Below are 14,180 nucleotides of genomic sequence, written 5' to 3'. Positions count from 1 at the left end.
GGCGCGGGGAGCGGGCGCGGCGGCTTGGGCGCCGTCCAGGCGTTCGCCCGCGCCGGCTCGGGCGCCGCCGCGCGCCCGCGCAACGCCGCCAGCGTCGCGGCGATGGCGGCGGCCAGTTCCTCGGGCGTGGGATTGCCCCGAACCACAGTGATCACAACGGGTCCCTCCTGACGGTTACCTGTGTACCTGTGAACTCGCGAGAACGAAAGCGGCACGCTGACGCGGGTCCCCCGGCCTCCGGCCGCACACCCCTGATCCCCGGCGAACTCGGCCGACGACCCAACGGCCGCCGGGTCCTTGGCCCCTGCCCGACCAGGGAAACGGCCGCCAGCCCGCACCGGCGACCGGGCCAGCCGGCCGCAACGCCGCCCCCGGTCCCGGCCGGGGCCGCGCCACCACCCACCTCGGTGGGAAGGTCGCTGGCCGCGAGGCCATGCCCGCCCTGGGCCGGCAGGCCAACCCACCAGCATCCGGCCACGCGCGACGACCACCCCGCCACCACCACCGACCCGTTCGCCCGCCAGGCCGAAACCGCCCGCCAGCCGCCAGGCCACCCCCGGCCCCTGGCCGAACCCCCGGCCGCCAGGCCATCCCGGCCCCCGGCCGCCAGGCCGGGCAGCCGGCCGGCCCGCAGGGCTGGGCGGTCCCCGAAAGCCCAACGGCAGTGTCACAGCGGGATGTTGCCATGCTTCTTCGGCGGCAGCTGCGCCCGCTTCCCCCGCAGCGCGCGCAGCCCGCGCACGATGTGGCGTCGCGTGTCGGACGGCGCGATCACCGCGTCCACATAGCCGCGTTCGGCCGCGACATACGGGTTGAGCAGCGTCGCCTCGTACTCGGCGGTCAGCCGGGCCCGTTCGGCCTCCCGCTCGGGGCCCTCCTCGATGGCGGCCAGCGTTCGGCGGTGAACGATGTTGACCGCGCCCTGAGCGCCCATGACCGCGATCTGCGCGGTGGGCCAGGCCAGGTTGAGGTCGGCGCCCAGGTGCTTGGAGCCCATCACGTCGTAGGCGCCGCCGAACGCCTTCCGCGTGATCACCGTGATCAGCGGCACCGTGGCCTCCGCGTAGGCGAAGATCAGCTTGGCGCCGCGCCGGATGATGCCCTGGAACTCCTGCTCGGTGCCGGGCAGGAAGCCGGGCACGTCGACGAAGGTCAGCACCGGGATGTTGAACGCGTCGCAGGTGCGCACGAAGCGGGCCGCCTTCTCGGAGGCGTGGATGTCCAGGCAACCGGCGAACCGCATCGGCTGGTTGGCGACGACCCCCACCGAGTGGCCCTCGACCCGGCCGAAGCCAGTGACGATGTTGGGCGCGAACAGCGGCTGGGTCTCCAGGAACTCGCCGTCGTCCAGCACCCGTTCGATGACCTCGTGCATGTCGTACGGCTGGTGGTCGAAGTCGGGGATCAGCGCGTCGAGTTCGGCGTCGTCCTCGGTCACCTCGGTGACGTCGCCCGGTTCGGGCCCGGCGTCGGCCGGCAGGACCGGCGGCTCGCTGAGGTTGTTGGACGGCAGGTAGGACAGCAGCGCCCGGACGAACTCGACGGCGTCCTTCTCGTCCCCGGCCATCTGGTGGGCCACGCCGGAACGGGTGTTGTGGGTGCGGGCGCCGCCCAGCTCCTCGAAGCCGACCTCCTCGCCGGTCACCGTTCTGATCACATCGGGACCGGTGATGAACATGTGGGAGGTCTGATCGACCATCACCGTAAAGTCCGTGATCGCCGGCGAGTAGACCGCGCCGCCCGCGCAGGGCCCCATGATCAACGAGATCTGCGGCACCACCCCGGAAGCGTGCACGTTCCTGCGGAAGATCTCCGCGAACAGCCCGAGCGCCGCCACGCCCTCCTGGATGCGGGCCCCGCCGCCGTCGTTGATCCCGATCACCGGGCAGCCGGTCTTCAGCGCGAAGTCCATCACCTTGACGATCTTCTCGCCGTAGACCTCGCCCAGCGAGCCGCCGAAGACCGTGAAGTCCTGCGAGTAGACGCAGACCGGGCGGCCGTCCACCGTGCCGTAGCCGGTGACCACGCCGTCGCCCAGCGGCCGGTTGGCGTCCAGCCCGAACGCCGTGGAGCGGTGCCGCGCGAACTCGTCCAGCTCGGTGAACGAGCCCTCGTCCAGCAGGAGTTCGATCCGTTCCCTGGCCGTCAGCTTGCCCTTGGCGTGCTGGCGTTCCACGGCGCGCGCCGAGCCGGCGTGGGTCGCCTCGCTCACGCGCCGGCGGAACGCGGCGATCTTGCCGGCGGTACCGGTGACCTCGGGTTCGGCCTCCACGCGGGTCCTCCTCGTGCTTGCTCGTGCCCCTCGTCCGGCCAGGCCAGGGGCCCGCCGGGCGGCGAACGTACGGCGTTCGGCTACCGCAGCGTAGGTTAACGGGCCCGGCCGCCGGCCGTGGGTGCGACGTTGGTCACCGCAATAGGCTGACGACCATGAGCAACTCTCCCGGCCGCTGGTCCGACCTCGACCGCCCCCCGCTGCGCGCCGAAGCGCTGCGCTCCGCGCTGATCCGCCCCGGCGGCCTGTGGACCCGGCTGCGGGTGGTGGAGACGACGGGGTCGACCAACGCCGACCTCGCCGCCGCTGCCGCCGCCGGCGACGCGGCGCCGGGCGAGGTGTTGGTCGCCGAGGAACAGACCAGCGGGAAGGGCAGGTTGGGGCGCGGCTGGAGCGCGCCGGCGCGCTCCGGGCTGTTCTTCTCGGTGCTGCTCGACCCCGAGCCCGAGGTGCCGGCCGAGCGGCTGCCCTGGCTGCCGCTGCTGACGGGCGTGGCGGTGGCCGGCGCGCTGTCCCGCGCGGCCGGCGTGGACACGGCGCTCAAGTGGCCCAACGACGTGCTGGTCACGGTCGGCGGCGAGGAGCGGAAGCTCGGCGGCATCCTCGCCGAGCGGACGCCCACCGGCGCCGTGGTGCTGGGCGTGGGGCTCAACGTCTCGCTGCGCGCCGACGAGCTGCCCGTGCCCGGCGCCGGCTCGTTGACGTTGGCCGGCGCCGCCGGCACCGACCGCGACCCGCTGCTGCGCGCGGTGCTCCGCTCGTTGGACGCCTGGTACACGGGCTGGGTGGCGGCCGGCGGCGACCCCGCGACCGGCGGCGACCCGGCCGTGGGCGCGGTCCGCGACGCCTACGCCGCCGGCTGCGCGACGCTGGGCCGCGCGGTGCGGGCCGAGCTGCCGGGCGGCGGGGAGCTGCGCGGCACCGCCGTCGCGCTGGACGGCGAGGGCCGGCTGGTCATCCAGGAAGCGGACGGCGCCCGCCGCCCGGTCGGGGCCGGCGACATCGTGCACCTCCGGGCGACGTGACTCAGGGCACACCTGCCGTAGGGTTGGTGGTCGGGGACCCCGGTTGCTCCTCGGGGGGCCGGGGGAGACGGATCGTCCCCGGTCGCCGGGGGTGTGCGGCGGGGTTCCCGTGAGTACCCGAGCACCACAGGACCGCGCCAGCGGGGCGCGGCGAAGCGGAACGGTAGGACAGTGCGCGACGTAGGGAATGCCCCACTCCCCGCGAGTCTCCCCGCGAGGCCGGGCGGTGACCGTGGCCGGGTCTGACCCTGGTCCGCCAGAGCCTGCCGAGGGCGAGGACCCCCTCGCGTTGCGCATCGAGCAGTTGATCCTCGGCGCCGAGCGGCAGTACACCCCGTTCCAGGCGGCGCGGGCCGCCGGCGTTCCGATGGATCTGGCCTCGCGGTTCTGGCGCGCGATGGGCTTCCCCGACATCGGCCAGGCCAAGGCGTTGACCGAGGCCGACGTGCTGGCGCTGCGGCGGCTGGCGGGCCTGGTGGAGGCCGGGCTGCTGAGCGAGCCGATGGCGATCCAGGTGGCGCGCTCCACCGGGCAGACCACGGCGCGGCTGGCGGACTGGCAGATCGACTCCTTCCTGGAGGGCCTGACCGAGCCGCCCGAGCCGGGGATGACCAGGACCGAGGTGGCCTATCCGCTGGTCGAGCTGCTGCTGCCGGAGTTGCAGGAGTTCCTGGTCTATGTGTGGCGCCGCCAGCTGGCGGCGGCGACGGGCCGGGTGGTGCAGGCGCAGGACGACGCGGAGATGGTGGACCGCAGGCTGGCCGTCGGCTTCGCCGACCTGGTGGGCTTCACGCGGCTGACCAGGCGGCTGGAGGAGGAGCAACTCGGCGAGCTGGTCGAGGCGTTCGAGACCACGGCGGCCGACCAGGTGGCCGCGCACGGCGGGCGGCTGATCAAGACGCTGGGCGACGAGGTGCTCTTCGCGGCCGACGACGCGGGCACGGCGGCCGAGATCGGGCTGCGGCTGGTGGAGACCCTCGGCGAGGACGCGACGATGCCGGAGCTGCGGGTGGGGATCGCGTTCGGCACGGTGACCACGCGGATGGGCGACGTCTTCGGGAACACGGTGAACCTGGCGAGCCGGCTGACCTCGATAGCGCCCAAGGACATGGTGTTGGTGGACGGCGCGCTCCGCGAGGAGCTGACGGGCGCCGGGCTGGCGCCGCGTTCGGAGAAGGCGGCGGCGGACGCCGGGGACGGGTTCCGGTTCGCGCTCCAGCCGCTCTACCAGCGGCCGGTGCGGGGGCTCGGCATCGTGGAGCCCTGGCTGCTGACCCGCAGGGACTGAATGGGCGGGCGTCAACGGGCGGGGCCGCGCGTCGGGGGCGTGGCCCGGCGGGCGGCCGGGGCCGATAATGCGGCCCATGGTCGAGGAGCGGGTCGAGCGGTACGGGGAGTGGATCGAGCTGCGGCGCGACGCGGAGACGCGGGTCGCGACGCTGCTGCTGGACCGGCCGGAGGCGATGAACGCGCTCTCCGCCGAGCTGGCGGCGCGGCTGGCGGAGGCGTGCGCGGCGCTGGCCGCCGACCGCGCCACGCGGGCGGTGGTGCTGGCCTCCACGCACGAGCGGGCGTTCTGCGTGGGCGCCGACCTCAAGGAGCGGAACCGACTGGACGACGCGGGGCTGCGGCGGCAGCGGCGGGTGCTGCGGGCCGCCTTCGGCGGGCTGCTGGCGCTGCCGATGCCGGTGATCGCTGCCGTGCGGGGCTATGCGCTGGGCGGCGGCTACGAACTGGCGCTCAGCTGCGACCTGATCGTCGCCGGTGCGGGGGCGGTGGTCGGGCTGCCCGAGGTCTCCGTCGGGGTGCTGCCGGGCGGCGGCGGGACGCAGCTGCTGCCGCGCCGGGTGGGGGCGGCGAGGGCCGCCGAGTTGATCTTCACGGCGCGGCGGGTGCCGGCGGCCGAGGCCCTGGAACTGGGCATGGTGGACCGGCTGGCGGCGGCCGGGGCCGAACGGGCGGAGGCGCTGGAGCTGGCCGGGCGGATCGCCGCGCACTCCCCGGTGGGGGTGCGGGCCGCCAAGCGCGCGCTGCGGCTGGGCCACGGCCAGGAGCTGGCCACCGGCCTGGAGATCGAGGACGCGGCCTGGAACGAGGTGGCGTTCTCGGCCGACCGCGTCGAGGGCGTCGCCGCGTTCAACGAGCGCCGCACCCCGGACTGGCCGGGCCTGGACGGCTGAGCCTCCCGGAACCGCCAGCAAAGCGGACAGGGAGTAGCTGAAGGTAACAAAGCGGGGGAACGCGCCCTAGCCTGGCTGCATGGCTGAGCAGAGGCTGTGGGCGGTGGTCGATGTGGCGCGTGGGATGGCCGCCGAGCGCGGTCTCGCGGAGGCCGCACGCGCCGGCGCGGAGCGGGCGTTGCGCGCCCTGGACGGCTCCTTCGCGGCGATATCCAGGCGGGAGCGCGAGACCGGGCGGGCCGGCACCACCCGGCTGCGGGTGCTGGTCAACGTGGGGGAGCTGGCGGGGGGCGAGGAGCCGTTTCCCGAGTCGGAGTTCCGGGCCGGGGAGGTCGGGCCCAGGCCGGCGGGGGAGCGGGCGGTGCTGACGGAGGCGGGCGGGGCGGGCCCGGAGGCGGACTGGCTGCGGGAGCGGGGGCGCGGCTGTGCGCTGGTGGTGCCGATCCTGGTGCACGGCGGGGTGTGGGGGGAGCTGGTGATCGCCAGGGGGCGCGAGGAACCAGCCTTCACCACCGACGAGTTGGCGTTCGCGCCGGCGCTCGCCGCCGTGCTGGCCGCCGGGCTCGCGCAGTACGAACGGCTGGTGGAGATACGCGGGTTGGCGTTCACCGACGCGCTGACCGGGCTGGCCAACCGGCGCGCCGTGGACCACGCGCTGGCCGAGGCGCTGCGCGGCCACCGGGAGCGGGGCGCGGTGCTCACGCTGGTGGTCTGCGATGTCAACGGGCTCAAGCGCGTCAACGACACCCATGGCCACGCGGTGGGGGACCGGCTGCTGATCCGGTTCGCCGGGGTGCTCTCCCGGGCCGCCGAGCGGCTGCCGGGGGCCCTCGCGGCCCGGCTGGGCGGGGACGAGTTCTGCCTGCTGGCGGTGGACGCGGAACCGGCGGAGGTGGAACGGGCGGCTGCCGAGGTCTGCCGGGGCGCCGCGGCGCTGGAGCTGAGCGAGGGCGTGGCCTGTGGCGTCGCCTCCACGGTCGCGGTGCCGGGGCGGCTGCGGTCGGGGCGGCGGCTGTTCCGGCTGGCCGACGCGGCGCAGTACCGGGCCAAGGCGGCCCGTTCGCCGGCGCCCGTGGTGGCCGGGCGCGGTGACTGGGAGCGGGTGGTGGCGCTGGCCGGCGGGCCGGCCGGCACCGAACGCCGCGCGTTCCGTGGCCGCCGCCGGCCGCCGGCGACGGGACCGACCGGGTCGACGAAGCCGGCGGGGCCGACGTGACGAGGCGCCCCCTTCCGTTGCCGACCGATTCACTCTTCTAGGCTCGTGAATATGAATATGCCAAGCGCGCGTATGCCCAGCGTGGTGCTCCACTCCACCCCTCCCACCGCCGCCGAGGTCCTCGCCGTCGCCCGGGGGAACGCCCTCGTCGAGCTGGCCGACGACGCGGTGGCCGCGATGGACGCGTCCCGCCGGATCATCGACGAGCTGGCCGCCGCCCCCGAGCCGGTCTACGGCGTCTCAACGGGCTTCGGCGCGCTGGCCGTTCGCTCCATCGCCCCCGAGCTGCGCACCCGACTCCAGCGGAACATCGTCCGCTCCCACGCGGCGGGGCTCGGCCCCCGGGTCGAGCGCGAGGTGGTCCGGGCCCTGATGTTCCTGCGGCTGAAGACCCTCGCCTCGGGCCACACCGGCGTCCGCGCCGAGGTGGCCCACGCCGTGGCGGCGCTGCTCAACGCCGGGATCACCCCCGTCGTCCACGAGCACGGCTCGCTCGGCTGCTCGGGCGACCTGGCCCCGCTCGCCCACTGCGCCCTGACGCTGCTCGGCGAGGGCCAGGCCGAGGGCCCGGACGGCGAACTCCATTCCGCCGCCGAGCTGTTGGAGCGGCACGGCATCGCCCCCGTCGAACTCCGCGAGAAGGAGGGCCTGGCGCTGCTCAACGGCACCGACGGGATGCTGGGGATGCTGCTGCTCGCCTGCGAGGACCTCGGGCGGCTGCTCACCAGCGCCGACGTCACCGCCGCCCTCACCCTGGAGGCGCTGTTGGGCACCGAACGGGTCCTCGCGCCCGAGCTGCACGCCGTGCGCCCCCACCCCGGGCAGGCCGCCAGCGCCGCCAACATGCGGCGGGTGCTGGCCGGTTCCGGGCTCACCGGCCACCACCAGGACAGCGCGCCCCGCGTGCAGGACGCGTACTCCGTGCGTTGCGCGCCCCAGGTCGCCGGCGCGGGCCGGGACACGCTGGCGCACGCCCGCGCGGTCGCCGAGCGCGAACTGGCCGCCGCCGTCGACAACCCGGTGGTCGTGGACGGCCGGGTCTCCTCCAACGGCAACTTCCACGGCGCGCCCGTCGGCTATGTGCTGGACTTCCTCGCCATCGCGGTGGCCGACCTGGCCTCCATGGCGGAACGCCGCACCGACCGGCTCCTCGACCGGCACCGCTCGCACGGCCTGCCGCCGTTCCTCGCCGACGACCCGGGCGTGGACTCGGGGCTGATGATCGCCCAGTACACCCAGGCCGCCCTGGTCAGCGACCTCAAGCGGCTGGCGCAGCCGGCCTCGGTGGACTCCATCCCGTCCTCGGCGATGCAGGAGGACCACGTCTCGATGGGCTGGTCGGCCGCGCGCAAGCTGCGCACCGCGCTCACCCTGCTGACCCGGGTGCTGGGCATCGAGTTCTACGCGGCCACCCGCGCCATCGAGCTGCGGGCCACCGCCGAGCTGCGGCCGGCGCCCGCCACCCGCGCCGTGCTGGCGGCGGCCAGGGGCGGCGGCCTGGCGGGCCCGGGCGCCGACCGCTTCCTGGCGCCGGAGCTGGCGGTGGCCGAGAACCTGGTCGCTGACGGCTCCCTGGTCCGCGCCGCCGAGTCGGTGACCGGCCCCCTGGCGTGAGCGGAACGCCGCGCCGGCGCGGATGCGTTGTACCCGTTTCGGCAAAGCATCGGCAAAGATTCGGCATCGGCTGGTAAAGTTCGCCCAGGCGAAGACCCGGCCCTCGAACGGGAGGACCGGGCCTGGAGGTGGGAGATCTGGGGGGATGAGGGGGGCGATGTCCGCTTTGGTCAGCGGCTCCCCGAGTCCAGCGGCTGGTCCAGCGGGATGACGGGAGGGGTGGAGGCGGCGTCGTCCGCCTCCGAGTAGGCCGACGGCAGGAGCCAGACGACGCCCAGGATCAGGGCGGCCACCATGCCGCTGACCAGGGATCGGCGGTCCATACCGCGAGTTTGACCGTCCACGGGGTGCTCCGAGTGTTGCTGCGTACCGGCGGCGTGGAATGCGATGTTACGGCCCGGTGCGGGTCGCGGGGAAGAGCCGGGGGCGCGGGGTCTTACGCTCCCCGTCATGAGCGAAGAGCTGTCGCCAGGGGCGCGTCACGTTCGGGTTCGGGTGGAGATGGTGCTGGAGATCGCGGAGCCCGACGAACTCGTGAGCGCCGCCTGGTCCCGGATCGAGAGCGACGAGCTGATGCCGGCCGAGGAGCGGGAGGAGGCCGCCCGCGCCGTCTCCCGCGACGAGGCCGAGGCGGTCGCCTACCTGATCGACCCCGTCGACCTGGTGGACGAGGTGCCGGGCGTGGTGCTGGCCCAGGCGTCCTGGAGCAGCGAACGGGCCGCGTTCGACCCGGACCTGGCCTGGGACGGCGCGGACGCCGACCTCGACGGCGACCTGGAGGACGAGGAGGGCGACCCCGGCGGGCTCGACGAGGACGGCCTCGACGCGCAGGGCGAGGGCCCCGACGACGACGGGCTCGACGAGGACGCCCTGGACCACGAGGAGTTCGGCGAGGCCGACCCGTTCACCGACCGGCTCGACGGCCTCGACCGTCCTGAGGGGCACGAGGAACGGGGCCGCTAGCGGGAGCTACTCCGTCTCCCCGGCGGTGCCGCACAGCGCGCGGTCGACGAGGTCGCTGGCGGCCCGCTCCTGGCGGAGCACGGTGTCGGGCGAGCCGGCCAGGGCGGTGGACATGGAGACGGTGACGGCGCGCTCCCCGTTCTCGGTGGCGCCGTTGAGCGTGATGTATCCGCTCTCGCCGCCCTCGTGGCCCCAGTAGCCGCCGCCGCAGGACAGCGGCCGCTCGACCAGGCCGAGGCCGTAGCGTCCGCCGGGCCAGAACGTCCGCATCTCCTCGTTGACCGGGACGGTCTCCCGCATCTCGGCCAGCCGCGCGGGCGGCAGCAGCTCGCCGCCGAGCAGGGCCAGGAAGAAGCGGTTGACGTCGGCCGTCGTGGAGACGTAGCCGCCGGGATCGGGGACCAGCGCCTCGGTGACGTCCACCCGTTCGCCCGAGGGGAACACCTCGTAGGCGCGGGCGTGGGGCTCGCGGAGGGTGGGGGTCTCGCCCGGCAGATAGGTGTGGTCCATGCCGAGCGGCCCCAGAATCCGGTCCTCGACCTCCCGGTGCCACGGGCGACCCGTGACCTCCTCGACGATCAGGTCGAGGAGGACGTAGCCGGTGTTGGAGTAGCCCCACCCCTCGCCGGGCGCGAAGTCCGGGGCGTGGCCCATCGCCCGCGCGACGATCTCCCGTGGGGGGTACGTGTCGTACCGGTGCTCGCGGTACTCCTCCGGGGTCGCGTGTCCGGGCAGGTCGTCGTGGAGGCCGCCGGTGTGCTGGAGGAGATGGCGGACGGTGATCCGGCTCCCGTCGTTGCCGTTGCCCTCCACCAGGCCGGGCAGCCAGCGGTCCACCGTGTCGTCGAGCGACAGCCCGCCCTCGTCGACCAGTTGCAGGACGACGGTGGCCACCAGCGCCTTGCCGGTGCTGGCCATGCGGAAGTAGCCGTCGGCCGGCACCGGGCGGTCCGTGCCGACCTCGGCGACGCCGCTGGTGGCGACCAGGTCCCGGCCGGCGCCCGTGGTGACCCGCGCCTGGACGCCGGTGACGCCCAGGGCGTGGAGGGCGTCGGTGTCCCGGCGCAGGTCGTCCGCCCCGTACCCGGCGGCGGGCGCCTCCCGGTCCGAGTCCGCCGGCAGCTGGAGGGCGACCACGGCTCCGAGGGCGAGAAGGGCGGCCGTGGCGGCGGCCAGCGACCGCCGGCGGCGGCGAGGTGTGGGTGTGGATCTCATGGCGCCACGCTAGGTAGGCGCCCGGGCGCCGGTCGCTACCACGGGCTCCCGAACGAGAGCTACAGCTGCCTGTAGTGCCGCGCGGCCCCCCGTTACCTAGGGTGAAACGCGGGGGGCCGCTGGTGCCCCGCCGGTGCGACCAGCCGGTACGACGGCCCGGTGCGACGGCCCGGTGCGACAGAGGGGAGATGCCACGTGCTCCGCGCGGCCCGCGAACGCCTGGCCGGAACCTGGCACGCCGGGCGTTATCTGCTGGGCACCCTGGTGACCGCGACGGCGACGCTGCTCGCGGCGCCCCTGCTGTGCGTTCCCTCGCTGGCGCAGCCCTGGGCGGAGCGGCATCGGCAGCGCGCCGGGGCGCTGCTGGGGCGGCCGGTCGAGCCGCGCCCGCGCGGCACCCGCCGGAACCTCCTGGGGCTGGCGACGCAGGTCGGCACCGGGCTGCCGGCCGGCCTCCTCGCGCTGCTCCTGCTGGGCAACCTGCTGCTCACGCCCTGTGTCGCGGCGCTGTGGTGGGCGTTCTCCACGGCGCCCTGGCTGCCCGTGATCAGCGTTCCCCTCACCGACTGGGGCACCGCGCTCTCGCTCGGCCTGGTCAACCTCCTGGCCCTGGCCGCGCTGGCCGCCCTCGTCCTCCCGCCGCTCGCCCGGGCGCACGCCAGGATCTGCCTCGCGGTCCTGGCGCCGTCGCCGGCCGAGCGGCTGGTCGAGCGCGTCAGCGAACTGACCAGGACCCGCGCTGACGTCCTCCAGGCGCACGGCGCGGAACTCCGCAGGATCGAACGGGACCTGCACGACGGCACCCAGGCCCGGCTCGTGGCCATCGCGATGCGGCTGGCCGTGGCCGGCGAGAGCCTCTCGGAGAGCCAGGAGGCCGCCGCCGTCCTGGTGCGGGAGGCGCACGCCGAGACCGAGGACGCGATGACGGAGCTGCGTTCCGTCATCCGCACCATCTATCCCCCGGTGCTGGCCGACCACGGCCTCGCCGGCGCGCTCAGCACCCTGGCCACCAGGGCCGGGGTGCCGACCCGCCTCGACGTCGGCCCGCTCGGCGAGGTGCCGGCGGCGGTCGAGGCGGTCGCCTACTTCGCCGTCACCGAGGCGCTGGCGAACGTCGCCCGCCACAGCGGGGCCACCCGGGCCTCGGTGCGCGTCACCCGGGACGGCGCGCTGCTGCGCGCGGAGATCTCCGACGACGGGGCCGGCGGGGCGGACGCCGCCCGGGGCTCGGGCCTGGACGGAATGCGCCGCCGCGCGGCGGCGCTGGACGGCAGCATGGGGATCAGCAGCCCGCCGGGCGGGCCGACCGTCGTCACCGTGGAGCTGCCGTGCGCGTAGTGATCGCCGAGGACAACGTCCTGCTGTCCTCCGGTCTCGAACTCCTGCTCAACTCCCGGGGCTTCGAGGTCGCCGCGATCGCGCGCGACGCCGCCGGCTTCCTCGACGCGGTCGCGACCCACCGGCCCGAGGTCACCATCGTGGACGTGCGGCTGCCCCCGACCTTCCGCGACGAGGGAATCCGGGCCGCCGTCCAGGCCCGCCGCGACCACCCCGGGCTGCCCGTGCTCGTTCTGTCCCAGTACGTGGAGCAGGTCTACGCGGGCCGGCTCCTCGCCGACGCGGGGGGCGGCATCGGATACCTGCTCAAGGACCGGGTGAGCCGGGTCGGGGAGTTCACCGACGCGCTGCGCCGGGTGGCCGGCGGCGGGACCGCCATGGACCCGGAGGTCATCGCCCAGCTCCTCGCGGCGCGCGGCGACCCCGTCGACGCCCTGACGGCGCGGGAGCGCGAGGTGCTGGCGCTGATGGCCGAGGGCCACGACAACGCGACCATCGCCCGACGGCTCGTCATCACCGAGAACGCCGTCCACAAGCACATTGGCAATGTTTTCCTCAAGCTTGGCCTGTCCGTCGGCGACAGCGGCCACCGCCGCGTCCGCGCCGTCCTGGCCTACCTCCGCCACCACGGCGGCACCGCACACGACCCGGGACCCTCGCGGCCACCGGCCTGAACGGGCCGAGCGTTCCCCGAACCGCCCGAACCGCCCGAACCGCTCGGCGGTCGGCCCGAACCGCTCGGCGGCGCCTGCCAGTTGCGCGCACGGCGCTCGTGCGGGGCTCGCGCGCCGGCGCGCTCCGTCGGGGCACCGGCGCGCGGCGGCAGCTCGCGACTGCCCGCAACAGTTCACCCCCGAGCTTTCACTTATGGTGGAACAGGCTGCCGCTGTCCCACGTTCTCTCCTACGTGCCCTCCCGGGAGGCGCGGCAGCGGACGACGAGCGATGCGGATGAGTTCTGATGGTTGATGTCATGCGGCGCAGGGGCCTCACAGCGGCGGCGGCGCTGCTCTGCGGGGTGCTGGCGCTGACGTCCTGCGGCGGCGGCGACGACTCGAACGGCGCCGAGCGGACGGAGCAGTCGGAGGCCGACCAGGCGGCGGAGGACGCCAACACCTCCTCCGCGGTGATCTCCATCACCCCGGAGGACGCGGCCGAGGGCGTCGGGATCAACGACGACGTGGCGGTCGAGGTCGAGGAGGGGACGCTGGACGAGGTGGTGCTCACCTCCACCGAGGCCGGTACCGAGGTACCGGGCACGATCTCCGAGGACCAGACCTCCTGGCGGCCCGACGAGCAGCTGGACCGGGCCACACGCTACGAGCTGTCCGTGCAGGCCAGCGACGCCGAGGGCCGCGAGGCGCACCAGGTCGCCACCTTCACCACCATCGCCCCCGAGAACAGCTTCATCGGGTACTTCACGCCCGAGGACGGCGCCGAGGTCGGCGTGGGGATGCCGGTCTCGCTCAACTTCGACCAGGAGATCACCAACCGCGCCGCCGTCCAGCAGGCCGTGACCGTCACCGCCAGCAGCGGCCAGGAGGTCGTCGGCCACTGGTTCGACGGCACCCGCCTCGACTTCCGCCCCGAGTCGTACTGGGAGGCCGGCACCACGGTCAACGTCTCGCTCGACTTCGACGGCGTGGAGGGCGCCCCCGGCATCACCGGCGTCCAGGACCGCGACTTCAGCTTCACCGTCGGCCGCGCCCAGATCAGCACGGTGGACGTCGAGGCCAAGCAGATGGAGGTCGTGCGCGACGGCGAGCCGCTGCGCACCCTGCCGATATCCGCCGGCAGCGAGGAGACCCCGACCTACAACGGCCAGATGGTGATCTCCGAGAAGTACGAGGAGACCCGGATGGACGGCGCCACCGTCGGCTTCACCGACGACGACGGCGAGGGCGAGTACGACATACCCGACGTTCCGCACGCCATGCGGCTGTCCACCTCCGGCACCTTCGTGCACGGCAACTACTGGGCGTCGGACAGCACCTTCGGCTCCGCCAACACCAGCCACGGCTGCGTGGGCCTCAACGACGAGCAGGGCGCGGACGACCCGGACCAGGACGGCGCCTGGTTCTTCGAGGAGTCCCTGATAGGCGACGTGGTCGTGGTGATCAACTCCCCGGACGAGCTGATCGCCCCGGACAACGGCCTCAACGGCTGGAACATGAGCTGGGACGACTGGGTCGCGGGCAGCGCGATCTGATCCCCGCGATCTGATCGACGGCGCGGGCACGCCTCGGCCGCCGAGGCCGGGGCGGCCCCGCCCGACATCCCGGGCGTCCGCGCCGACCTGACGCCCCGACGGGCCCGCACGCCCGACGCGGACGCCGCCCGCGCCGGCCGCGCCGCCCG

13 protein-coding genes are annotated in these 14,180 nt (G+C 74.8%); 9 read left to right on the top strand and 4 right to left on the bottom strand.

Annotation, left to right across the window (positions count from 1 at the left end; all coding sequences use genetic code 11):
- The coding region (locus tag EBN88_RS32760) for an acyl-CoA carboxylase epsilon subunit (RefSeq protein ID WP_407703451.1) at nucleotides 1-470 on the bottom strand (470 nt) is incomplete at its 3' end.
- 197 nt (nucleotides 471-667) lie between these two features.
- Entirely contained in the window at nucleotides 668-2,272 is a 1,605-nt protein-coding gene (locus tag EBN88_RS22955) for an acyl-CoA carboxylase subunit beta (protein WP_122398975.1), read from the bottom strand.
- A gap of 155 nt (nucleotides 2,273-2,427) precedes the next feature.
- Between EBN88_RS22955 and EBN88_RS22950 the strand changes: the two genes are divergently transcribed.
- From EBN88_RS22950 to hutH, 5 genes are all read left to right on the top strand, one after another.
- On the top strand, nucleotides 2,428-3,297 hold the full coding sequence (locus EBN88_RS22950; RefSeq protein ID WP_122398974.1) for a biotin--[acetyl-CoA-carboxylase] ligase: 870 nt from the start codon (nucleotides 2,428-2,430) through the stop codon (nucleotides 3,295-3,297).
- Between the two features lie 187 nt (nucleotides 3,298-3,484).
- A complete protein-coding gene (locus tag EBN88_RS22945) occupies nucleotides 3,485-4,585 on the top strand; it encodes an adenylate/guanylate cyclase domain-containing protein (RefSeq protein ID WP_122398973.1) in 1,101 nt (366 codons plus the stop codon).
- A gap of 76 nt (nucleotides 4,586-4,661) precedes the next feature.
- Nucleotides 4,662-5,477, top strand: a complete 816-nt coding sequence (locus tag EBN88_RS22940; protein ID WP_199742452.1) for an enoyl-CoA hydratase-related protein — start codon at nucleotides 4,662-4,664, stop codon at nucleotides 5,475-5,477.
- Nucleotides 5,478-5,556: 79 nt separating this feature from the next.
- Nucleotides 5,557-6,693, top strand: a complete 1,137-nt coding sequence (locus EBN88_RS22935) for a GGDEF domain-containing protein (RefSeq protein ID WP_122398971.1) — start codon at nucleotides 5,557-5,559, stop codon at nucleotides 6,691-6,693.
- A gap of 72 nt (nucleotides 6,694-6,765) precedes the next feature.
- On the top strand, nucleotides 6,766-8,307 hold the full coding sequence (hutH, locus tag EBN88_RS22930) for a histidine ammonia-lyase (RefSeq protein WP_122398970.1): 1,542 nt from the start codon (nucleotides 6,766-6,768) through the stop codon (nucleotides 8,305-8,307).
- Between the two features lie 170 nt (nucleotides 8,308-8,477).
- Here the strand turns inward: hutH and EBN88_RS30745 are convergent, their stop codons facing one another.
- Nucleotides 8,478-8,630, bottom strand: coding sequence for a hypothetical protein (locus tag EBN88_RS30745; RefSeq protein WP_158621495.1), 153 nt, complete (start codon nucleotides 8,628-8,630; stop codon nucleotides 8,478-8,480).
- A 127-nt stretch (nucleotides 8,631-8,757) separates the two neighbouring features.
- Here EBN88_RS30745 and EBN88_RS22925 point away from each other — a divergent pair, with 127 nt between their 5' ends.
- Nucleotides 8,758-9,270, top strand: a complete 513-nt coding sequence (locus EBN88_RS22925) for a hypothetical protein (RefSeq protein ID WP_325052780.1) — start codon at nucleotides 8,758-8,760, stop codon at nucleotides 9,268-9,270.
- Between the two features lie 6 nt (nucleotides 9,271-9,276).
- Here EBN88_RS22925 and EBN88_RS22920 read toward each other — a convergent pair whose 3' ends face one another.
- Entirely contained in the window at nucleotides 9,277-10,485 is a 1,209-nt protein-coding gene (locus EBN88_RS22920; protein ID WP_122398969.1) for a serine hydrolase domain-containing protein, read from the bottom strand.
- A gap of 195 nt (nucleotides 10,486-10,680) precedes the next feature.
- On the opposite strand from EBN88_RS22920, the gene EBN88_RS32445 reads away from it, so the two are divergent.
- From EBN88_RS32445 to EBN88_RS22905, 3 genes are all read left to right on the top strand, one after another.
- Nucleotides 10,681-11,823 (top strand): sensor histidine kinase, encoded by a 1,143-nt coding sequence (locus EBN88_RS32445; protein ID WP_267902587.1) that lies wholly within the window; start codon nucleotides 10,681-10,683, stop codon nucleotides 11,821-11,823.
- The gene (locus EBN88_RS22910) at nucleotides 11,814-12,497 is read left to right on the top strand and encodes a LuxR C-terminal-related transcriptional regulator (protein ID WP_122398968.1); all 684 of its coding nucleotides are present in this window, start codon (nucleotides 11,814-11,816) and stop codon (nucleotides 12,495-12,497) included. Before EBN88_RS32445 ends, EBN88_RS22910 begins: the two co-directional genes overlap by 10 nt.
- A 286-nt stretch (nucleotides 12,498-12,783) precedes the next feature.
- The gene (locus tag EBN88_RS22905; protein WP_122398967.1) at nucleotides 12,784-14,031 is read left to right on the top strand and encodes a L,D-transpeptidase; all 1,248 of its coding nucleotides are present in this window, start codon (nucleotides 12,784-12,786) and stop codon (nucleotides 14,029-14,031) included.
- The last annotated feature ends 149 nt before the right edge of the window (nucleotides 14,032-14,180 follow it).

The organism is Streptomyces triticirhizae, assembly GCF_003696235.1.
Taxonomy (GTDB): Bacteria; Actinomycetota; Actinomycetes; order Streptomycetales; family Streptomycetaceae; genus Streptomyces; species Streptomyces triticirhizae.
Note: the sequence above shows the minus strand (reverse complement) of the source record. Positions and strands in the feature narration are given on the sequence as shown.